Source organism: Pseudomonas sp. PGPPP1, from assembly GCF_002255865.1.
In the GTDB taxonomy this organism is placed as follows: Bacteria; Pseudomonadota; Gammaproteobacteria; order Pseudomonadales; family Pseudomonadaceae; genus Aquipseudomonas; species Aquipseudomonas cremoris.
This window is the reverse complement of the sequence record NZ_NKIG01000041.1, coordinates 1-22426: the sequence shown is the minus strand read 5'-3', so window position 1 is coordinate 22426 and position 22426 is coordinate 1. Positions and strand designations below refer to the sequence as shown.

At 60.8% G+C, this 22426-nt stretch carries 18 protein-coding genes and 1 pseudogene; 14 read left to right on the top strand and 5 right to left on the bottom strand.

Going from position 1 to position 22426, the window contains the following annotated elements; all coding sequences use genetic code 11:
* The first annotated feature begins 7 nt into the window (after positions 1-7).
* The 14 genes from hutH (at position 8) to CFE47_RS28535 (ending at position 17300) form a co-directional block, all read left to right on the top strand.
* Positions 8-1546, top strand: coding sequence for a histidine ammonia-lyase (gene hutH, locus CFE47_RS28600; protein WP_286842185.1), 1539 nt, complete (start codon positions 8-10; stop codon positions 1544-1546).
* A 201-nt stretch (positions 1547-1747) separates the two neighbouring features.
* Entirely contained in the window at positions 1748-3157 is a 1410-nt protein-coding gene (locus tag CFE47_RS28595; protein ID WP_286842183.1) for an L-histidine transporter HutT, read from the top strand.
* A gap of 15 nt (positions 3158-3172) precedes the next feature.
* Positions 3173-4378: an imidazolonepropionase gene (hutI, locus tag CFE47_RS28590; RefSeq protein WP_185704771.1), complete on the top strand. Its 1206-nt coding sequence runs from the start codon at positions 3173-3175 to the stop codon at positions 4376-4378.
* 13 nt (positions 4379-4391) lie between these two features.
* Positions 4392-5192 (top strand): N-formylglutamate deformylase, encoded by an 801-nt coding sequence (gene hutG, locus CFE47_RS28585; protein WP_286842180.1) that lies wholly within the window; start codon positions 4392-4394, stop codon positions 5190-5192.
* Positions 5193-5390: 198 nt separating this feature from the next.
* Positions 5391-6326 (top strand): choline ABC transporter substrate-binding protein, encoded by a 936-nt coding sequence (locus CFE47_RS28580; RefSeq protein ID WP_286842177.1) that lies wholly within the window; start codon positions 5391-5393, stop codon positions 6324-6326.
* A 90-nt stretch (positions 6327-6416) separates the two neighbouring features.
* Positions 6417-7352: an alpha/beta hydrolase gene (locus tag CFE47_RS28575; protein ID WP_286842174.1), complete on the top strand. Its 936-nt coding sequence runs from the start codon at positions 6417-6419 to the stop codon at positions 7350-7352.
* Between the two features lie 104 nt (positions 7353-7456).
* Positions 7457-8428: a prolyl aminopeptidase gene (gene pip, locus CFE47_RS28570; RefSeq protein WP_185704779.1), complete on the top strand. Its 972-nt coding sequence runs from the start codon at positions 7457-7459 to the stop codon at positions 8426-8428.
* A complete protein-coding gene (dtd, locus tag CFE47_RS28565) occupies positions 8425-8862 on the top strand; it encodes a D-aminoacyl-tRNA deacylase (protein ID WP_185704781.1) in 438 nt (145 codons plus the stop codon). Before pip ends, dtd begins: the two co-directional genes overlap by 4 nt.
* A 324-nt stretch (positions 8863-9186) precedes the next feature.
* Positions 9187-10866: a glucan biosynthesis protein G gene (locus tag CFE47_RS28560; RefSeq protein ID WP_198913501.1), complete on the top strand. Its 1680-nt coding sequence runs from the start codon at positions 9187-9189 to the stop codon at positions 10864-10866.
* Positions 10859-13429 (top strand): glucans biosynthesis glucosyltransferase MdoH, encoded by a 2571-nt coding sequence (gene mdoH, locus CFE47_RS28555; RefSeq protein ID WP_502695539.1) that lies wholly within the window; start codon positions 10859-10861, stop codon positions 13427-13429. The genes CFE47_RS28560 and mdoH overlap by 8 nt, the downstream gene beginning before the upstream one ends.
* Before the next feature lie 185 nt (positions 13430-13614).
* Positions 13615-14415, top strand: a complete 801-nt coding sequence (locus tag CFE47_RS28550) for a transporter substrate-binding domain-containing protein (RefSeq protein ID WP_286842166.1) — start codon at positions 13615-13617, stop codon at positions 14413-14415.
* A gap of 219 nt (positions 14416-14634) precedes the next feature.
* Positions 14635-15432: a transporter substrate-binding domain-containing protein gene (locus CFE47_RS28545; RefSeq protein WP_026137058.1), complete on the top strand. Its 798-nt coding sequence runs from the start codon at positions 14635-14637 to the stop codon at positions 15430-15432.
* A 181-nt stretch (positions 15433-15613) separates the two neighbouring features.
* Entirely contained in the window at positions 15614-16573 is a 960-nt protein-coding gene (locus CFE47_RS28540; RefSeq protein ID WP_185704790.1) for an amino acid ABC transporter permease, read from the top strand.
* Positions 16566-17300 (top strand): amino acid ABC transporter ATP-binding protein, encoded by a 735-nt coding sequence (locus tag CFE47_RS28535; RefSeq protein ID WP_286842162.1) that lies wholly within the window; start codon positions 16566-16568, stop codon positions 17298-17300. The genes CFE47_RS28540 and CFE47_RS28535 overlap by 8 nt, the downstream gene beginning before the upstream one ends.
* On the opposite strand, the gene CFE47_RS28530 is transcribed toward CFE47_RS28535, so the two are convergent.
* The 5 genes and pseudogenes from CFE47_RS28530 to CFE47_RS28515 all read right to left on the bottom strand — a co-directional run.
* Positions 17295-19202, bottom strand: a complete 1908-nt coding sequence (locus tag CFE47_RS28530) for a methyl-accepting chemotaxis protein (protein ID WP_286842158.1) — start codon at positions 19200-19202, stop codon at positions 17295-17297. The genes CFE47_RS28535 and CFE47_RS28530 overlap by 6 nt on opposite strands.
* A gap of 132 nt (positions 19203-19334) precedes the next feature.
* On the bottom strand, positions 19335-20048 hold the full coding sequence (locus CFE47_RS31920) for a methyl-accepting chemotaxis protein (RefSeq protein ID WP_376750080.1): 714 nt from the start codon (positions 20046-20048) through the stop codon (positions 19335-19337).
* A gap of 144 nt (positions 20049-20192) precedes the next feature.
* A pseudogene (locus CFE47_RS31915) lies at positions 20193-21161 on the bottom strand (methyl-accepting chemotaxis protein); the annotation flags it as partial.
* A gap of 277 nt (positions 21162-21438) precedes the next feature.
* The gene (locus CFE47_RS28520; RefSeq protein ID WP_286842152.1) at positions 21439-22146 is read right to left on the bottom strand and encodes a 16S rRNA (uracil(1498)-N(3))-methyltransferase; all 708 of its coding nucleotides are present in this window, start codon (positions 22144-22146) and stop codon (positions 21439-21441) included.
* A partial coding sequence (locus CFE47_RS28515; RefSeq protein WP_286842151.1) for a twin-arginine translocase subunit TatC occupies positions 22143-22426 on the bottom strand: 284 nt, incomplete at its 5' end. The genes CFE47_RS28515 and CFE47_RS28520, both read right to left, overlap by 4 nt.

The window sequence follows — 22426 nt, the reverse complement described above, 5'->3', positions numbered from 1 at the left end:
AAGGAGTATGAATGTGACTGCGCTAAATCTGATTCCAGGCCAACTGAGCCTTGCCCAACTGCGGGCCATTTACCAGCAGCCGGTGACTCTCAGTCTGGATGACAGCGCCACGGCGCAGATCGAAGCCAGTGTTGCCTGCGTGGAGCAGATTCTCGCCGAGAACCGCACCGCCTACGGCATCAACACCGGTTTCGGCCTGCTGGCCTCGACCCGCATCGCCAGCGAAGACCTGGAAAACCTCCAGCGTTCCCTGGTGCTGTCCCACGCCGCTGGCGTGGGTGAGCCGATCAGCGACGCGCTGGTACGGCTGGTCATGGTGCTCAAGGTCAACAGCCTGAGCCGTGGGTTCTCCGGGATTCGTCGCCAGGTGATCGACGCGCTGATCGCACTGATCAACGCCGAGGTGTACCCGCATATTCCTTTGAAAGGTTCGGTGGGGGCCTCCGGTGACCTGGCGCCGTTGGCGCACATGTCGCTGGTCCTGTTGGGTGAAGGCAAGGCACGTTACAAAGGCGAATGGCTGGAAGCCACCGAGGCGCTGAAAGTCGCCGGCCTTGCGCCGCTGACCCTCGCCGCCAAGGAAGGCCTGGCGCTGCTCAACGGCACCCAGGTGTCCACCGCGTATGCCCTGCGTGGCCTGTTCGAAGGCGAAGATTTGTTCGCTGGCGCCTTGGCGTGTGGCGGCCTCACCGTGGAAGCAGTGTTGGGTTCGCGCTCGCCGTTCGACGCGCGTATTCATGCGGCACGCGGCCAGCGTGGGCAGATCGATTCGGCTGCGGCCTACCGCGACCTGTTGGGTGAAAGCAGCCAGGTGTCCCAGTCGCACCAGAACTGCGACAAGGTGCAAGACCCGTATTCCTTGCGCTGCCAGCCACAAGTCATGGGCGCCTGCCTGACCCAGTTCCGCCAGGCGGCCGAAGTGCTCGTCGTGGAAGCCAACGCCGTGTCGGATAACCCGCTGGTGTTTGCCGCCGAAGGCGACGTGATCTCTGGCGGTAACTTCCACGCCGAACCGGTGGCCATGGCCGCTGACAACATGGCGTTGGCTATCGCCGAAATCGGCTCGCTGAGTGAGCGCCGCATCTCGCTGATGATGGATAAGCACATGTCCCAGTTGCCGCCATTCCTGGTGGGCAACGGCGGGGTCAACTCCGGCTTCATGATCGCCCAGGTGACCGCCGCCGCACTCGCCAGCGAGAACAAGGCGCTGGCCCATCCCCATAGCGTGGACAGCCTGCCGACCTCCGCCAACCAGGAAGACCACGTCTCCATGGCGCCGGCTGCGGGCAAGCGTCTGTGGGAAATGGCCGAGAACACCCGTGGCATCCTCGCCGTGGAATGGCTGGCGGCGTGCCAAGGCCTGGACCTGCGCGAAGGCCTGAAAACCTCGCCGAAGCTGGAAAAAGCGCGCGGCATTCTGCGCAGCAAAGTCGCGTTCTACGACAAGGACCGCTTCTTCGCGCCGGACATCAACGCCGCCAGCGAACTGCTCGCCAGCCGCTGCCTGAATGAGCTGGTGCCGGCCAAGCTCCTGCCAAGCCTCTAAGCCCTACACCTTGTAGTGAGCGGGCTTGCCCCGCGCTGGGTGGCGCAGCCGCCCTGAAACAAGCCCCCGCGTTATCACTGACACAACGCGGTGGCCTTATCAGGGCGGCTTCGCCACCCAGCGCGGGGCAAGCCCGCTCACTACAGTTGATAGGTGTCAGGATTCATATTTTCTCAGGATAAAAATAATTAAGGACGAGAAATGCACCAGCAAGAAAAGGGTTTGAAACGCGGCCTAAGCGCCCGACATATTCGCTTCATGGCACTCGGTTCCGCGATCGGTACCGGGCTGTTCTACGGGTCTGCCTCAGCTATCCAGATGGCCGGTCCCGCTGTGCTGCTGGCCTACCTGATCGGCGGCGCCGCCGTGTTCATGGTGATGCGCGCCCTCGGCGAAATGGCCGTGCACAATCCAGTGTCCGGTTCGTTCGGCCAGTACGCCAGCACCTACCTGGGCCCCTTGGCCGGTTTTATCCTCGGCTGGACCTACGCGTTTGAAATGATCATCGTCTGCCTGGCCGATGTGACCGCCTTCGGCATCTACATGGGCTTCTGGTTTCCCGAAGTCGCACGTTGGGTGTGGGTCCTCGGCATTGTGTTTTTGATCGGTGGCCTGAACCTGTGCAACGTCAAAGTATTTGGCGAAATGGAGTTCTGGCTGTCGTTGCTCAAGGTAGGCGCCATCGTTGCAATGATCCTCGGCGGTTTCGGCATCATGCTGTTCGGCATCCATTCAGCCGGTGAAACCCAGGCCAGCGGGCTCAGCAACCTGTGGGCCCACGGCGGCTTCATGCCTAACGGCGTCGGTGGCCTGATCGCCTCGTTTGCCGTGGTGATGTTTGCCTTTGGCGGCATTGAAATCATCGGCATCACTGCCGGTGAAGCCAAGGACCCGCAACGCGTGATTCCCAAGGCAATCAACGCCGTGCCGCTGCGCATCCTGTTGTTTTACGTGCTGACCCTGTTTGTGCTGATGGCCATCTACCCGTGGCCGCAGATCGGCAGCCAGGGCAGTCCGTTCGTGCAGATCTTCAGCAACCTGGGGATTGGCTCGGCGGCCACCATCCTCAACATCGTGGTGATCTCGGCGGCGGTCTCGGCCATTAACAGCGACATCTTCGGCGCCGGCCGCATGATGTACGGCCTGGCCCAGCAGGGGCAGGCGCCCAAGGGCTTTGCGCAACTGTCCAAGCAAGGTGTGCCGTGGATGACCGTGGTGGTCATGGGCGCGGCGCTGCTCGGCGGTGTGGTGCTCAACTACTTGATCCCGGAAAACGTGTTCTTGCTGATCGCCTCGATTGCCACCTTCGCCACCGTGTGGGTGTGGCTGATGATTCTGTTCACCCAGGTCGCCATGCGCCGCTCCATGACGCCTGAGCAGGTGGCCGAATTGAAATTCCCGGTACCGTTCTGGCCCTATGCGCCAGCCGCGGCGATCGTGTTCATGCTATTCGTGTTTGGCGTGCTGGGTTACTTCCCGGACACCCAGGCTGCCTTGTTGGTCGGTGCCGTGTGGATCGTGCTGCTGGTCGTTGCCTACCTGCTGTGGGTAAAACCCGCCGCCGGGCAAGCGGCCAAGGTTCACTATGACCCGGCTTTGTCTCATCGTTAATTCAGGGAGGCGTTGATGAAAACGCTTTGGCAACACTGCCACGTCGCAACCATGGCCCAGGGTAAATACTCGATCATCGAGGATGCCGCCATGGTCACAGCCGGTTCGCTCATCGAGTGGATCGGCCCCCGCAGCCAAGTGCCAACGGCAGACTATGCCCAGGTACATGACCTGCAAGGCGCGTGGGTGACCCCCGGGCTGATCGACTGCCACACCCATACGGTGTTCGGTGGCAATCGCAGCGGCGAATTCGAGCAACGCCTCGAAGGCGTGAGCTACGCCGAAATCGCAGCCAAGGGTGGCGGTATTGCCAGCACCGTGCGCGCCACCCGTGCGGCGAGCGAAGATGAACTGTTCGCAAGCGCCCACAAACGCCTGCGCAGTTTGCTGCGCGACGGCGTGACCACGGTGGAAATCAAATCCGGCTACGGCCTCGACTTGGCCAACGAACGCAAGATGCTGCGGGTGGCGCGCCGTCTCGGCGAAGCGCTGCCGGTCAGCGTGCGTGCCACGTGCCTGGCGGCTCACGCGTTGCCACCGGAGTACAAGGACCGCGCCGACGACTACATCGAGCATATCTGCACCGACATGCTGCCGGCCCTGGCGGCGGAAGGGCTGGTGGATGCGGTGGATGCGTTCTGCGAGTACCTGGCGTTTTCCACCGAACAGGTGGAGCGCGTGTTCAAGGTTGCGCAGCAACTGGGACTGCCGGTGAAACTGCATGCCGAGCAGCTGTCGTCGCTGCACGGCTCCAGCCTGGCCGCGCGTTATCACGCGCTGTCTGCGGATCACCTGGAGTTCATGACCGAAGAAGACGCCATCGCCATGGCCGCCTCAGGCACTGTCGCCGTGTTGCTGCCGGGCGCGTTCTACTTCTTGCGCGAAACCCAATTGCCGCCCATGGAAGCGCTGCGCAAGCACGGCGTGAAGATCGCCATCGCCAGCGACCTCAACCCCGGCACTTCGCCGGCCTTGTCGGTACGCCTGATGCTGAACATGGCCTGCACCCTGTTCCGCATGACCCCGGAAGAAGCCCTAGCGGGCGCGACCCAGCACGCGGCCACAGCCTTGGGCATGGGCGCTACGCATGGTTCGCTGGAAGTGGGCAAGGTTGCGGACTTCGTCGCCTGGCAGATTGATCGTCCCGCCGACCTGGCCTACTGGCTGGGTGGCGAGTTGGATAAACGCGTCGTGCGCCATGGCGCCGACGTCACGGTTTGAGAGGAATACTGCTGTGGATAAGGTTCTGAACTTCAAACAAGGCCGCGTACCGCTGCTGATCAGCATGCCCCACGCCGGCCTGCGCCTGACACCCACCGTGCACGCCGGGTTGATCCCCGAGGCCCAAAGCCTGCCGGACACCGACTGGCACATCCCCACGCTGTATGACTTTGCCGAAGCGTTGGGCGCCAGCACCCTGGCTGCGGAGTACTCGCGGTTTGTGATCGACCTGAACCGGCCGTCCGACGATAAACCGCTGTACGTCGGCGCCACCACTGGCCTGTACCCGGCCACGCTGTTCGACGGCGTGCCGTTGTTCCGTGAAGGCCTGGAACCGAGCAAGGCCGAGCGCGCGACCTACCTTGAACGCATCTGGGGCCCGTACCACCAGACCCTGCAAGACGAACTGGCGCGGCTCAAGGCTGAGTTCGGCTATGCACTGTTGTTCGATGCGCACTCGATCCGTTCGGTGATCCCGCACCTGTTCGACGGCAAGTTGCCGGACTTCAACCTCGGCACCTTCAACGGCGCCGCGTGTGATCCCGAATTGGCCAGCCAACTGGAAGCCATTTGCGCCGAGCATCCGCAGTACACCCATGTGCTTAACGGGCGCTTCAAGGGTGGGCATATCACCCGGCATTACGGCAACCCGGCGCAGGATATTCATGCCGTGCAGTTGGAACTGGGCCAGTGCACGTATATGGAAGAGTTTGAGCCGTTCCGGTATCGCGCAGACCTGGCCGAGCCGACGCGGGTGGTGTTGAAGCAGTTGTTGGAGGCATTTTTAGCCTGGGGACAAAAGCGCTACGGCTGAGATCGCTATCGCAGGCAAGCCAGCTCCCACCTTTGACCGAGTTCCAATATGAGAATGCGGTCAAAGGTGGGAGCTGGCTTGCCTGCGATGACGGCTTCACGGTCGCCCCAGTGCAACTGCCCGTCGCCCCAGTTCGTGTTCACCCAGGCCCCACTGGTTAAGGTTGTGAAATAAAAACAGCCGAGTGAGCCTATCCCCATGAAAAAACTGTTGTTGCCCTTCATCGGTGCCGCACTGCTCAGTGCGCAAGTCATGGCCGCCGAACCGGCCTCCTGCAAAAACATCCGCATGGGCGTGGTCAGTTGGACTGACGTGATCGCCACCTCCGGCATGGCCGATGTGCTGCTCAACGGCCTGGGTTACGACAGCAAGCAGACCAGCGCTGTGCAGCAGATCATCTTTGCCGGTATTCGCGACAAGCGCCTGGATATCTTCCTCGGCTACTGGAAGCCGGCGATGGACAACAACATTGCGCCGTTCGTGGCGGCCAAGCAGGTCAAGGTGTTCGATAAGCCCAGCCTCGCCGATGCCCAGGCCACCCTGGCCGTGCCGCAATACGTGGCCGATGCGGGCTTGAAGACGTTTGCTGATATTGCCCGCTTCAAGGACAAGCTGGGCGGCAAGATCTATGGCATTGAACCCGGTAGCGGCGCGAATACCGATATCCAGAAAATGATCGACACCAACCACTTCGGCCTCGGCGGCTTCAAGTTGGTGGCCTCCGGTGAGGCGGGCATGTTGGCAGCGGTGCAGCGGGCGGTGAACCGCAAGGAGTTCGTGGTGTTCGTCGGTTGGACCCCGCACCCGATGAACATCAATATGAAAATGGCCTACCTCACCGGCAGTGAGGACGTATTCGGTCCCGACGAAGGCCGCGCCACCGTGTCTACGGTGACTGCGCCCGACTTCGCCGAGCGTTGCCCGAATGCCAACCGCTTGCTGGAAAACCTCACGTTTACCGCCGCCCAGGAAAGCCAGTTGATGGTGCCGATCATGGAGCGCCAGTCGCCCCAGGACGTGGCGAAGCAATGGTTGCGTGATCATCCGGAGGACTTGCAGCGCTGGTTGGCCGGGGTCACGGCGTTTGATGGTAAGGATGGTGTAGAAGCTGTACAGGCCAGCCTAAAACCTTGAGCCGAACACGGTAGGTCGAACAAAGAAGGGCAATGTGGGAGCTGGCAAGCCAGCTCCCACATTCAATCTTTATCGCAGGGAAATCCGTGCATGTCTGAATACCCTATTTCTTCGCAAATGCGTGCCTTTGTAGCCAAAACCGAATCCTTCACCAGCGACGACTCCTCCCTGGCCGGTTTACGCCAGAACTATGACCGTATGTGCCAGGCATTCACCCCACCCCGCCCAGAGGGTCTGCTAATCGAAGACTGCTCCCTCGCCGGCGTCAACATCCGCAGTTACCTGCCCACCACTCCGACGCCACCCAACGGCTGGCCCTGCCTTCTATATATGCACGGCGGCGGCTGGGTCGTCGGCGGGTTGGGCTCCCACGACTTCATCTGTTTCGAGCTGGCCAATACCTTGCAGGTGCTGGTCATCGCCATCGACTACCGGCTAGCCCCCGAATACCCGTTCCCGGCGGCCTACAACGATTGCCGCGCTGTGTGGCAGGCAATCCAGGCCGGGCAGGGGCCATACGCCATCGACCTGCAACGCCTGGTGGTGGCGGGCGACAGTGCGGGCGGCAACCTGGCGGCGGCGTTGTGCCTGGGGCTGCGGGACGATGGGCAACCGCTACCGAGGGCCCAGGTGCTGGTCTACCCAGGCCTGGGTGGTCCGGCGGATCTGCCATCGCGGCGTGATTGCATGGATGCACCGCTACTCAGCAGCGCCGACACCGACTGCTACCTGGCGCTGTACCTGCTGGGCACCGAGAAACCGTCGGCCTACGCCATGCCGTTGCTGGCCAAGGATTTCCGCGGTCTGCCAAAGGCTTTTATCGCCGTGGCCCAATTCGACCCGCTGCGTGATGACGGCATGCTTTACGCCGAACGCCTGCACGCGGCTGGCGTGACCACGTTGCTCTACCCCGGCAAGGGCCTGGTCCACGGTTGCCTGCGGGCGCGGCGCCAGGTGCCGGAGGTAGACCGGCTCTACGACTACCTGCTGGATTACCTGAGGAGCGAAGGGCTGACACAGGTCTAGGCACTCAAGGACATGCTCATTGCACAATTCGGGTTTATAGTGCCAGACGGCAAAAATAATCGACGTCCCCCCAGGGATGAACCCGACCCCCTACGGAGCGCGCAATGCAGACTTGGTACCCGCAGATCAAACCCTACGCCCGGCACGATCTGGCCGTCGACGACACCCATACCCTGTACGTCGATGAAAGTGGCTCCCCCGAAGGCTTGCCCGTCGTATTCATCCATGGAGGCCCTGGCGCCGGTTGCGACGCCCAGAGCCGCTGCTATTTCGATCCGAACCTGTACCGCATCGTCACTTTCGACCAACGTGGCTGCGGGCGCTCCACACCGCGTGCCAGTCTTGAGAACAACACCACCTGGGACCTGGTCGCCGATATGGAGCGCATCCGTGAGCACCTGGGCATCGACAAGTGGGTGCTGTTTGGCGGCTCCTGGGGCTCGACGCTGGCACTGGCCTACGCGCAAACCCATCCCGAGCGTGTGCATGGCTTGATCGTGCGCGGCATCTTCCTGGCGCGCCCGCAGGATATCGAGTGGTTCTACCAGGCAGGCGCCAGCCGCCTGTTCCCGGATTATTGGCAGGACTACCTCGCGCCCATCCCCCTGGACGAGCGCCATGACATGGTCGCGGCCTACCACAAGCGCCTCACCGGCAACGACCAGATCGCCCAGATGCATGCGGCCAAGGCTTGGTCCGGTTGGGAGGGGCGCATGTTGGGCCTGTGCCCGAGCCCGCAGCACGTGGAGCGGTTTTCCGAGCCGCAGCGCGCCCTGTCCATCGCACGGATCGAGTGCCACTACTTCACCAACAATTCCTTCCTGGAGCCCAACCAGCTGATTCGCGATATGCACAAGATCGCCCATCTGCCTGGCGTAATCATCCACGGGCGCTACGATATGATCTGCCCGTTGGATAACGCTTGGGAGTTGCACCAGGCTTGGCCCAACAGCGAGTTGCAGGTGATCCGCGAGGCTGGCCACGCGGCATCCGAACCCGGTATCACCGATGCCTTGGTGCGCGCGACCAGCCAAATGGCCCGCCGTTTGCTCGACCTGCCGCCTGAAGAAGCATGAAGGGCCTGCTGCAACGGGTGCGTGGCGCCCGCGTCGAGGTAGCGGGCGAAATCGTCGGCGCGATTGACCAGGGTTTGCTGGTGCTGGTGGCGGTTGAACCTTCGGATACCCCCGAGAGCGCCGACAAACTGCTGCACAAGCTGCTTAACTATCGGGTGTTCAGCGACGACGAGGGCAAGATGAACCTGTCGCTGAAGGACGTGAGTGGCGGTTTGTTGCTGGTGTCGCAGTTCACGCTGGCGGCGGATACCAAGAGCGGGCTACGGCCAAGCTTCTCCACAGCGGCCCCGCCGGCCCTGGGAGCGGCGCTTTTCGACCACTTGTTGTTACAAGCGCAACAATTGCATGGCAAGGTGGCGTCGGGGCGTTTTGGCGCCGATATGCAGGTGCATTTGGTCAATGATGGCCCTGTGACCTTCCTCCTACAGACGTGATTGTATTAAAAACGACTTTTAATGCCTAAAAACGCAGGGTTTCGCTACAAATACTTCGTTGTCCCTGATGCGTTGTCTCGCGGGCTACTAGATAATCGCGCGCTACGGGGATCAGCGTTGTTTGGTCCATTTTTGACTTAGGTAGAGACTTGTCCGACAGCCAATGGGGAATCATTTTGCCCCAGGGGAGTCGGAACAATGCTCGCCAACCTGGCATATAGATAGCTGGCCGTTGGTTTTTTGATCTGTTTTCGGCGAGGGTTGCTCGTGATTGTTAGTCCCTGTAATGCACCAAAATTGTCTGCCAAACGGTTACGAAACGTACTGGTGACGGGCTCCGCCCTGTTTTGCCTGTTCGGCGCGGGTCAACTGTGGGCATTCAGTCTGGATGATGTGTCGGCCAAGGCAAAAGAGCTGGCCGGGCAGAAATACGAAGCTCCGCGCAGCAATCTGCCAAACGAATTCCGCGAAATGAAGTTCGCTGACTACCAGAAGATTCGTTTCCGCAACGAAAAAGCCGAGTGGGCCGATCAGAACACGCCGTTCAAGTTGTCCTTCTATCACCAGGGCATGCACTTCGACACGCCGGTGAAAATCAACGAAGTCACCGCCGACAGCGTCAACGAAATCAAGTACGACCCAAGCCGTTTCGATTTTGGCGATGTGAAATTCGATCCTAAAGCCACCGAACAACTGGGATATGCCGGTTTCCGTGTGCTGTACCCGATCAACAAGGCCGACAAGCAAGACGAAATCATGACCATGCTCGGCGCCAGCTACTTCCGCGTCGTCGGCAAGGGCCAGTCGTATGGCCTGTCCGCCCGTGGCATGGCGATCGACACTGCATTGCCGTCCGGCGAAGAATTCCCACGCTTCACCGAGTTCTGGATCGAGCGTCCAAAACCGGGTGAGAAGCAACTGGTGATCTTTGCCTTGCTGGACTCGCCGCGTGCAACTGGCGCTTATCGCCTGACTCTGCGCCCGGGCACCGACACCATTGTCGACGTCAAATCCCAGATGTACCTGCGTGACAAAGTCAGCAAGCTGGGCGTTGCCCCGTTGACCAGCATGTATCTGTTCGGTGCGAACCAGCCTTCCAAAGTGCTGAACTACCGCCGTGAGCTGCACGATTCCAGTGGCCTGTCGATCCATGCCGGCAATGGCGAGTGGATCTGGCGCCCGCTGAACAACCCTAAACACCTGTCGGTCAGCAACTTCACCGTAGAAAACCCACGTGGTTTCGGTCTGTTGCAACGCGGTCGCGATTTCAGCCACTACGAAGACCTGGACGACAACTACGACAAGCGTCCGAGTGCCTGGATCGAGCCTGAGGGCGACTGGGGCAAAGGCACCGTCAACCTGGTAGAAATTCCAACGGCCGATGAAACCAACGACAACATCGTTGCGTTCTGGAGCCCAGCAGAGCTGCCGGAAGTCGGCAAGCCGCTGGACGTCGCCTACCGCCTGCACTGGACCATGGACGAAAAAGCCCTGCATCCAGCCGACAGCGCCTGGGTCAAGCAGACCCTGCGTTCCACTGGCGACGTGAAGCAGTCCAACCTGATCCGTCAGCCAGACGGCAGCGTGGCTTACCTCGTGGACTTCGAAGGCCCGTCCCTCAAGGCCCTGCCTTCGGACGCACCGGTGCGTAGCCAAGTCAGTGTTGGCGACAACGCCGAAGTGGTCGAAAACAGCGTGCGCTACAACGAGCACACCAAAGGCTGGCGCCTGACCTTGCGCATGAAGATCAAGGACGCAGGCAAGCCGACCGAAATGCGTGCTGCTCTGGTCCAGGATATTCCGAAGCCTGAGCCTGAGAAGGTCTCGAGCCAAGTGCTCAAGGCTGACAAAGTGCTGGCCAAGCAGCACGAGAAGCAGGCCAAGAAAGACGCGAAGGACAAGGAAGCCAAGCAGCCAGAAGCTGCCCCAGCCACACCGGAGCCGGAAAAGACCGAACAAGTCCTGACCGAAACCTGGAGCTATCAGTTGCCTGCCGATGAGTAATTCTCAAGTCCAGCCAGAAACTCTGTCCGAGTACCTGGCGCATCTACCGATGACCGCTGAGCAGCGCGCCGAACTGGCGGGCTGCACATCCTTCACCGAGTTGCACGAACGTTTGTCCTCGAAGACTTTCGACGCGCCCGTCGACGCTGCCCAAGCGTCGGTTGGCCGCCGCTTGACCTTGAGCACCGCGGAAGAACTGCAAGACGCCGAAATGCTCGCGCTCGATGCCAGCGGTCGCGTGTGCCTCAAGGCCACGCCGCCGATTCGGCGTACCAAGGTCGTGCCTGAGCCTTGGCGCACTAATATCCTGGTCCGCGGCTGGCGCCGGATGACCGGGCGTACCAACCCGCCAAAGCCGCCGAAGGACGAACGGGTCCTGCCCGCCGCACGCTGGCGTACGGTGGGTTCGATTCGTCGTTACATCCTGCTGGTGCTGATGCTTGGCCAGACCATCGTTGCTGGCTGGTACATGAAAGGCATCATGCCGTACCAGGGCTGGTCGCTGGTGGACTTCGACGAGATCCGCAACCAGACCCTGTTGCAAACCGCCACCCAGGTACTGCCCTACGCCCTGCAAACCAGCATCCTGATCATGTTCGGGATCTTGTTCTGCTGGGTCTCGGCCGGTTTCTGGACGGCGTTGATGGGTTTCCTTGAGTTGCTCACTGGTCACGATAAGTACCGCATCTCCGGTAAAAGTGCCGGTGACGAGCCAATTCCGAAAGACGCCCGCACCGCACTGGTCATGCCGATCTGCAACGAAGACGTGCCCCGGGTATTCGCCGGCCTGCGCGCTACGTTCGAATCGGTAGCCGCCACGGGTGACCTGGACCGCTTCGATTTCTTCGTGCTCAGCGACAGTAATGACGCCGACATCTGCATCGCCGAACAGCAAGCCTGGCTCGACGTGTGCCGCGAAGCCGGCGGTTTTGGCAAGATCTTCTACCGCCGTCGTCGCCGTCGCGTAAAGCGCAAGAGCGGTAACCTCGACGACTTCTGCCGTCGCTGGGGCGGTGAATACAAGTACATGGTGGTGCTCGACGCCGACAGCGTGATGAGCGGCGAATGCCTGACCAGCCTGGTGCGCCTGATGGAAGCCACGCCGGATGCCGGGATCATCCAGACCGCGCCACGTGCGTCGGGCATGGACACTCTGTATGCGCGCATGCAGCAGTTCGCCACCCGTGTGTACGGCCCGCTGTTTACCGCCGGCCTGCACTTCTGGCAGTTGGGTGAATCCCACTATTGGGGTCACAACGCGATCATCCGCATGAAGCCGTTTATCGAGCACTGCGCCCTGGCGCCGTTGCCGGGTAAAGGTGCGTTCGCCGGTGCCATCCTGTCCCACGACTTCGTCGAAGCCGCGCTGATGCGCCGTGCCGGCTGGGGCGTGTGGATTGCCTACGACTTGCCGGGCAGCTACGAAGAACTGCCGCCGAACCTGTTGGACGAACTCAAGCGTGACCGTCGCTGGTGCCACGGCAACCTGATGAACTTCCGCCTGTTCCTGGTAAAAGGCATGCACCCGGTGCACCGCGCGGTGTTCCTGACCGGCGTGATGTCTTACTTGTCGGCACCGTTGTGGTTCCTGTTCCTGGTGTTGTCCACGGCTTTGCTGGCGGTGAACACCCTGATGGAGCCGCAGTACTTCATGGCCCCGCGCCAGTTGTACCCGCTGTGGCCGCAATGGCATCCGGACAAGGCGGTGGCGCTGTTCTCCACCACGATCGTGTTGCTGTTCTTGCCCAAGCTGCTGAGTATCATCCTGATCTGGGCCAAGGGTGCGAAAGAGTTCGGCGGCAAGTTCAAGGTGACCTTGTCGATGCTGCTGGAGATGTTGTTCTCCATGCTGCTGGCGCCGGTGCGGATGATTTTCCACACCCGTTTCGTGCTCGCCGCGTTCCTCGGCTGGGCCGCTACCTGGAACTCGCCGCAGCGTGACGACGACTCGACGCCATGGAGCGAAGCGGTCAAGCGCCACGGTCCGCAAACTGTGCTGGGCTTCTTGTGGGCGCTGCTGGTGGTGTGGTTGAACCCAAGCTTCCTGTGGTGGCTGGTGCCCATCGTGGGCTCGTTGATGCTGTCGATCCCGGTGTCGGTGATCTCCAGTCGGGTCAAGCTGGGCCTCAAGTCCCGCGACGAGAGCCTGTTCCTGATCCCTGAGGAATACAACCCGCCGCAAGCGTTGCTCTCCACCGAGAAGTACACCCACGAAAACCGTTGGCATGCGCTCAATGACGGCTTCGTGCGGTCGGTGGTCGACCCGCAGCAGAACGCCCTGGCCTGCGCCCTGGCGACCTCGCGTCACCGTGAGGCGGAGCCGATCGAGTATCTGCGCGTCGAGCGTGTTCGTCATGCGTTGAAAGTCGGCCCTGCCGGCCTCAACAACAGCGAACGCCTGGCCTTGCTCAGTGATCCAGTCGCTCTGGCTCGCCTGCACGAGCAGGTCTGGAGCGAAGGGCATGTCGAGTGGCTCGCCGCTTGGCGTGATTCGATCAAGTCCGACCCGCACGCGCCATTACTGCCGCTGCAGCCGCTGTCCTCCCAGGCCCAACCGGCCTGATTCAGACGCCCCCGAGGGTTCTCCTCGGGGGCATTCGAACGCTGGTCCTACAGCGCTTCCTAACTCTTCCTATCAGACTTAACTTATTGTTATTTCGAAACAAAAGACCTTTGTTCGAAGCGTTCTGCCGTGCCTGCGGCAGGAGTAGCATCGCCCCCCCAATCTGACTCACCACGGGGGAATTCATGATCAAACGGTATGGTTCGGCATTGCTGTTTAGCGCTGTCGTATGGCTTTACGGTGGCCCAACCCAGGCGGGCGCGCTCGACGATGCTGTCCAGCGCGGTGTACTGAAGGTCGGTACCACGCCGACCTACGTACCCTTCGAAATGACGGACAAGCAGGGTCGCATCGTTGGCTTTGAAGTCGATTTGCTACGGGTCATGAGTCGCGCACTGGGCGTAGAACTTGAGATGGTAGCAGTGCCTTACACCGAGCTGTTGCCAGGGCTCATGGCGAAGAAATACGACTTTATCGGCAGCGGCATGACCGTGACGCAAGAGCGCAATCTCAAGTTGAATTTCAGCGACTCCTTTATTGTTGTAGGCCAGACCGTGTTGCTGCATCCCAGCCTGGCCGGCAAGGTCGCCAGTATCGAAGACTTGGACGACGCCACCTACCGTATTGCAACTATCCAGGGCACTACCGGGCAGGCAGCGGCCCAGCGGTTTCTGGGTGCCGCTCGCGTGAGCAGCTTTGCCACGCCGGAAGAGGGTGTGCGTCAGTTGGTGGAAGGCAAGGCCGATGCCTTTGTCTATGACGCCCCCTATAACCTGATCGCCGTGAGCCGACCCGAAAACAGTGGGTTATTGATGCTGGAGCAGCCGTTTACCTTTGAACCCCTGGCGTTCGGACTGGCAAAAGGGGATTACGACAGCCTCAACTGGATCAACCATTTCCTTAACCAGATCGCTCAAGACGGGACCTACGATCGACTCCACGACAAGTGGTTCAAGGACACAGCCTGGATGGCGGAAATGGACTGAAATTCATAACTGCTTACATATCAGTCAATCGGGCGCACGGCCCACGCAAGTGTCTACTCCTGCGCTTTGTTGCTCCGTTGTGGGGCTTTTCCGACATACGCCGACAACAAATGCCGGTGAAACCTTTGTGACAGGAGACGAGTGGGTTAGGATCGCACCCCGAAATGGTGCAGCCCTTTTGCGCGCCGACCTTATAAGAATCGTTCAGGGGACTTGATGATGAAAAAGTATCTTTCGATGCTGCTGCTAGGCGTCACCGCGCTGGTCGCGGCCAATGCGGCCCAGGCCGGTGCCATCGATGATGCGGTCAAGCGCGGCACGCTGAAAGTCGGCATGGATCCGACCTACATGCCGTTCGAAATGACAGACAAGCGCGGTGAAATCATCGGCTTCGAAGTCGACATCCTCAAGGCCATGGCCAAATCCATGGGCGTCAAGCTGGAGCTGGTCTCCACCGGTTACGACGGCATCATTCCGGCCTTCCTCACTGGCAAGTTCGACATGATCGGCAGCGGCATGACCCTGACCCAGGAGCGCAACCTGCGCCTGAATTTCAGCGAACCCTTCATCGTGGTTGGCCAGACCCTGCTGATTCGCAAGGACCTGGAAGGCACCATCAAGTCCTATAAAGACCTGAACGACGAGAAATACCGCCTGACCTCCAAGCTGGGTACCACCGGTGAGATGGTCGCTAAAAAGCTGATCTCCAAAGCCAAGTACCATGGCTACGACAACGAACAGGAAGGCGTGCTGGACGTGGTCAACGGCAAGGCCGATGCCTTCGTGTATGACGCGCCGTACAACGTGGTTGCCGAGAAGAAAGTCGGCAACGGCAAGCTGGTGTTCCTCGAAGAACCCTTCACCTTTGAACCCTTGGCGTTCGGCCTGAAAAAAGGCGATTACGACAGCATCAACTTCATCAACAACTTCCTGCACCAGATCCGTAACGACGGCACCTACGATCGCATCCATGACAAGTGGTTCAAGAGCTCCGAGTGGCTCAAGGACATGGAGTAAGGCTGGCTTGTGGTGAGCGGGCTTGCCCCGCGCTGGGTGGCGAAGCCGCCCCAAATCCATTCAGCTCGGTCTACCTGATACACCGCAGTGCCTGGGTTTAGGGTGGCTTCGCCACCCAGCGCGGGGCAAGCCCGCTCACTACACAAAGGCGCTTGCCTTCGATTTTTTTGGATGTTGAGTAATGAAACAGAAAAAAGCCCAATGGCCCTGGCACCTGCTGACCGTGGTCGTGCTGGTCGGCCTGGCTGGCGCCTTGTACTACGCCACCTCGTTGATGTCCTACGAGTGGCGCTGGAACCGCGTGCCGCAGTACTTCGCCTACCAGGCTGAAACCTCCCAGCGTGCGGCGGATATCTCCACTGTGGTCGAGTTGGTGCGCAAAGGCGACGTCGCCGAAGTGACCCTGCGCAATGATGCGGGTGCCGAGCAAAAGCTGACTGTGGCCGACAACAGCCTGCAAGTGGCACGCGGCGATGACGTGGCCGAAGGTGACGTGATCGGCGTAACCCGGCACTGGGCGCTGGGGCCGTTGATGTGGGGCCTGTGGACCACGCTGTGGCTGTCGGTGGTGTCCGGCATCCTGGGCCTGGCAATCGGCCTGGCGACCGGCTTGTGTCGCCTTTCCAGCAACCCGACGCTACGGGACCTGTCGACGATCTACGTCGAACTGGTGCGCGGTACGCCGCTGTTGGTGCAGATCTTCATTTTCTATTTCTTTATTGGCACGGTGCTCAACCTGTCCCGGGAATTCGCCGGGATCGCCGCGCTGTCGTTGTTTACCGGTGCCTATGTGGCGGAAATCGTGCGGGCCGGTGTGCAGTCCATCACCCGTGGCCAGAACGAAGCCGCTCGTTCCCTGGGCCTGAGCGCCAGCCAGTCGATGCGCCATGTGGTACTACCGCAAGCGTTCAAGCGCGTGCTGCCACCGCTGGCGGGTCAATTCATCAGCCTGGTGAAAGACACCTCGCTGGTCTCGGTGATCGCGATTACCGAACTGCTCAAGAGCGGTCGTGAAGTGATCACCACCTCGTTCTCGCCGTTCGAGATCCTGTTCTGTGTGGCAGGCCTGTACCTGCTGATTAACCTGCCGCTGTCGAAAATGGCCAGCCGGCTTGAGCGGAGGCTCGCGCAAAGTGATTGAAGTCCGCGATCTGGTAAAAGTCTTCGACACCCGTGGCCATGTCGTGCGCGCGGTCGACCATGTCACCACCCAGGTGGCCAAGGGCGAAGTGCTGGTGGTGATTGGCCCGTCCGGCTCCGGCAAGTCCACCTTCCTGCGCTGCCTCAATGGCCTGGAGGAGTTTGATTCGGGGTCGGTGAGCATCGACGGCCTGCAACTGGCCGACCCGAAAACCGACGTGAATGCCTATCGCCGCGAAGTCGGCATGGTGTTCCAGCACTTCAACCTGTTTCCCCACATGACCGTGCTGGAGAACCTGTGCCTGGCACAAAAAGTCGTGCGCAAGCGCGGCAAGAAAGAGCGCGAGGCCAAGGCCCTGGCACTGCTGGAAAAGGTCGGTATTGCACAGAAAGCCAACGAGTTTCCATCACGCCTCTCTGGTGGCCAGCAGCAACGAGTCGCGATTGCGCGCGCCCTGGCGATGGAACCCAAGGTGATGCTGTTCGATGAGCCCACCTCAGCGCTCGATCCTGAAATGGTTGGCGAAGTGCTGGATGTGATGAAGACCCTGGCCCTGGAAGGCATGACCATGGTGTGCGTCACCCACGAAATGGGCTTTGCCCGTGAAGTGGCTGACCGGGTGCTGTTCTTCGATCATGGCAAACTGCTGGAAGACGCGGCTCCAGCCGCGTTCTTCGATGCCCCGAAAGACCCGCGTGCCCAAGCCTTCCTGCGTCAGGTCCTATAACCTGAACTTACCTACCAGCGCCTGCAGGTCCAGGCTCAGTCGGGTCAGATGAATGCTTGCCGCCGCCGTGTCTTCACTGGCGGCGGCGGTTTGTTCTGACACATCGCGCACCTTCAACACGCTGCGATTGATCTCTTCGGCCACCGCGCTCTGTTCCTCGGCAGCGGCGGCGATTTGCGGGTTCATCTCCTGGATGATCGCCACGGTGCGAGCAATGGCGGCCAACGCCTCTCCGGCGTCGTGGGTGAGGTTCACGCTGTAATCCGTAAGGCTTCGGCTGCTGTCCATGACCTTGACGACTGCCTGAGTACCGCTGTGCAGGCCAAGTATCAATAGTTCGATTTCCTCGGCTGACTCCTGGGTACGTTTCGCCAAGCTACGCACCTCGTCGGCCACCACGGCAAAACCCTCTCCGGCGCTACCCGCGCGTGCGGCTTCGATCGCGGCATTCAGTGCCAGCATGTTGGTCTGCTGGGACACTGATTTGATCACGTCCAGCACACTGCCGATTTTCGCGCTCTCTTGCTGCAATGCACTCATTGCCTGGCTGGACTGGGCCATTTCGCAGGCGAGCTCGCTGATTTGCTCGACGGCTTTTGTGACCACTCTGTCACCTTCGCTGGCCTGGCGGTCGGCCTCGGCAGCGGCAACGGACGCCCGCTCGGCATGTCGGGCGACCTCCTGAGCAGTGGCGAGCATTTCGTTCATCGCTGTGGCGACCTGGTCGGTTTCCTCTTTCTGGTGATTGATTCCGTCGCGTGTTTTTTCGGTGACCGTCGACAGTTGCGTGGCAGCACCGGCGATCTGCCGGGCGCAGTCGCCGATACCGCTGATCAAATGGCGCAGGTTGCGCGCCATTTGCCCGATACTTTGCTGCAACTGGCCCAATTCATCGTGGCGCTCTACTACGGTGCTTTCGCCAAGATCCCCCTCGGCGATGCGGTTTGCAGCGGCTAATGTCTGGCGCAACGGCACTACGATCTGACGGGCGATCCACCAAGCCGCCAGGGTGCCCAGCACCAAGGCCGCAACCGTGACGCCGATGAGCAATGTGCGGGTTTGCTCTGCTTCGCGGTCGCGTTTGGCCATCTGGCTTAGGCTCACTTGGTCGCTGTGCTCAAGCAACTGGTTGAGTTGTTGTTCAAAGCGGTTTTGCGCCGTTTCGGTAACGACTTGGGCATCCTTGAGCTTGATCAAGTTCTCGCGGTAGTTCGTCAGGTCGGTTTGGAGCAGGGAAGAATCAACCGGCAGGCTCATGACAGCGGTTTGGGCGGCGTCCAGGGCGTCAAGGGTCTTGCTGGCTGCGTCGGCATAAGCCTGCAGTGATTCGGCCGCCCAGGCGGGGCTCTGGGCCTGATTCGCCGCCTGCTCCATGGTTTGGCGCAGGGTCTCGATGGCGCCCAAGGCTTTGCGGTCATCTTGGTCAGGCAGCTCACTGGCGAGCTTGGCGAGTGAGTCGCTGGTTTGAAGCGCTGTTTTATGCAGTGCCGGGCGACTGTTTTCGCGCTGCTCGATCAAAGGGGGTAACGCCACCAAGGCAGCTTTGAAATCCATGACCAGGCGTTCAGCATCCTTGATGCGTTGACGGTCGATCGGATCTATCAGATGCGTTGCCAGGTAGTTGAGGTGCTGATCGATTGTTTCAACGTGTAGCGCCATTTTGCCCAGGCTGGCAGTGTCGGTGAGGGTGCGGTACACAATACGGTCAGCGCGCATTGCCTCTGCAGCCGCCGTCAGTTGACCCAATGTGCTCAAGTTGCTTGAGCGGAAAAGCACGGTATTCAGCGCTTGCCAGCCTGTCACCGCGATAATGAGGCTGAGGGTCAGCACTTGGCCAAAGCCTAGCGCGAGCTTGAGGCGCACGCTGGCATCGACCAGTAAACGGGTCAGCCGAGGAAACATGGTAAACCTCCAAATCCGAAGAAGCGTTTCGCAACGCAAACGCTAAATCGATTTGGGGTACTGCTGGGCTGATAATGTCGTAGGAAATTTCATAACGTGTGACGGCCTCTGTGGGCCGCCACACGGCACGGCTTAGATGCGGAAGCGTCCTACCAGGGTTTGCAGATAAATACCTAGGCGTGCCAGCTCAGCACTGGACGCGGCGGTCTCCTCGCTGGCAGACGACGTCTGTTCTGATACGTCGCGCACGTTCAGCACGCTTCGGTTGATCTCTTCCGCCACAGCGCTTTGTTGCTCTGCGGCAGTGGCGATCTGCGAATTCATCGCCTGGATGGTCGAGACCGTCCGGGTGATATTGCCCAGCGCATTGCCTGCACGGCGGGTCAGCTCGACACTGCTGTCGGTGAGGCTGCGGCTATTGTCCATGATGGCTGCTACCTGCTGGGTGCCGCTTTGCAGGCCGACGATCAGTTCCTCGATTTCTTCCGTGGACTTCTGGGTGCGCTGGGCCAGGCTGCGCACTTCATCGGCCACCACTGCGAAGCCGCGCCCGGCCTCACCCGCCCGTGCGGCTTCGATGGCAGCGTTGAGGGCCAGCAGGTTGGTTTGCTGGGCCACGGACTTGATCACGTCGAGCACGCTGCCAATCTTGTCGCTTTCGCGCTGCAGATCGCCCATGGCGACCGTAGAGTTGCCGACTTCGGTGGCCAGCCGTTCGATTTGGGCGATGGCTTCGCCGACCACCTTGTCGCCTTCACGGGCCTGCTGGTCGGCGGCGACTGCTGCTTCGGACGCTTCCTCAGCGTTGCGCGCGACTTCCTGAACTGTCGCAGCCATCTCGTTCATGGCGGTGGCAACCTGGTCGGTCTCGACCTTTTGGCTGTTCACGCCAGCACTGGTTTGCTCGGTCACGGCTGACAGTTGCTCGGCAGCGCTGGCGATCTGGGTCACGCCGTCGCTGATGCCGCCGATCAGTTCACGCAGGCCCACGCTCATGCTCTGCATTGCACGTTGCAGTTGGCCCAGTTCGTCCTGGCGAGTCGAGTTGAGGTTGTGGCTCAGGTCACCAGAGGCCACACGTTCCGCAACCTTGAGGGTTTGGTTCAGCGGGATGGTGATCTGACGGGTGATGGCCCAGGCGGCGACCATGCCGAAGATCAACGCCAGCGCAGTGGCGAGCAGCAGCAGTTGCTTGGCCTGCGCGGCATCGGTGTCTCGCACCACGGTTTGCGAGGCGGTGAGTTTGTTGCTGTGACCCAGCAGGAGATCGCCTTGTTCGATCATGATTTTCAAGGCTGCCGCAGTTGCCACTTGGGAGTCACGGTACTGGCTGACCGCTGCTCGGTAGGCTTGCAGCGAGGTGCTGGCCTCTTGCAGGTTGGCTTGGTAGTGCGCTGGCAGTTGGCCTTCGAGTTCGGTGATCTTCTTCAGGGCATTGTCGATGGCGTCCAACGCGGGCTGCTCGGCCTCGACCTTGCCGCTGTAGGTGTAGCCGCGTACCTGGAACCGCGCTTGCTGGATCAGTTTGCTCAGGTCGACCACGCTGTTGAATTGGCTGACGCTGTCACCTTGCAGGAGGCTTTTTTCGATGTCGTTGGTCTTGGCTACGGCGTTGTCGGCGGTGTCGCCGAGCCTGCTGCGCGCGCCTTCGCGTTTTAGCCCGGCCTGAACCGTCGCGGCGAACGCTTTTTTGTACTGGTTCAAGGCGTCCTGTTGCTGTTCTACCAGGGCCTTGTCGTCAGGTTGTTCGATCAGGTCTGCAGCAGTTTTGAGCCCGTTGTCCAGTTGGGTAATCAGATCGTTGACAGCGCTCGTACCTTGTTCACCTCGGCGCATTTCGAAATCCAGGCGTGCCAGGCGCAAGTCCTTGGTCAGCCCGTTGAGGCTGGAGATAAAGCCCAGTTTGTCACCACGGCTGATCACGTCACCCAGGCCGGTCCAACCGGTGAAGGTGATCATGAGCGTGAGCAGCAAGACCAGGCCAAAACCTATGCCCAGCTTGGATTTGACGCTGACATTTCCCAGCTTTTCGGCTAACCAACGATACATGCTGCAATCTCCCCTGGAACAAGGCTTGGACTTATTCAGAGCGTATCGGCATGTGTCAGCAATTCTGTAGCGAATGAGCCGCTTGTAGTGAGCGGGCTTGCCCCGCGCTGCGGTGTGTCAGGTACATGTGGGGTGCCTGGTAAATCGAAGCGCGGGGCAAGCCCGCTCACTACAAAGGGCGTTGTGGCTAGAAGAGCCGGGCGAGCAGGGCGGTGACGGCGGTTTCGACCCGCAGGATGCGTGCGCCGAGCTGTACAGGCTGCATGCCAGCCTTGGCCAGTAGATCGACCTCGTAGGGAATCCAGCCGCCTTCGGGGCCAATCGCCAGGGTCACCGGCTCATCCAGCCCTCGTGGGCAGGATGGGTAATCGCCCGGGTGTCCGATTAAGCCCAGGGTGCCGTCAACCATCGCCGGCAGTCGGTCTTCGACGAACGGTTTGAAGCGTTTTTCGATGATGATTTCGGGTAGCACGGTGTCTCGTGCCTGTTCCAGGCCAAGGATCAGTTGCTCGCGAATCGCCTCGAGCTCCAGAAACGGGGTTTGCCAGAAGCTCTTCTCGACCCGGTAGCTGTTGACCAGTACCACCTTGGGCACGCCCATGGCTGCTACGGTTTGCAGCACCCGGCGCAGCATTTTCGGGCGGGGCAGGGCCAGCAGCAGGGTCAGGGGCAGTTTGGCCGGCGGTGGCTGGTCGAAGCTCACTTGCAGTTCGGCTTCGCCGGCGTCCAGGCGCAGCAGTTGGGCATTGCCCATCAGCCCGCCGATGCGCCCGACCCGCAGGCTGTCGCCTACGGCGGCGCGGTGGACTTCCTGCATATGCACCAGGCGCCGATCACGCAGCACCACCCGGTCGGCCGCGATAAAGTCGGCCTCCTCCAGCAGCAGCAGGTTCACGGCTGGGTCGCTGGCGGTTGGTCGTCTTCGGGTTGGTCGTCCGGATGGTCGCCGCGCTTGCTGATCAAGCCGCTGAACAGGATGCCGATCTCGAACAGCATCCACATCGGCACGGCCAGCAGGGTCTGCGAGAAGATGTCTGGCGGCGTCAGGATCATGCCGACCACGAAGCAGCCGATGATCACGTACGGGCGGATCTTCTTCAGGTACTTCACGTCGACCACGCCGATCCACACCAGCAGTACCACGGCCACCGGAATTTCGAAGGCCACGCCAAAGG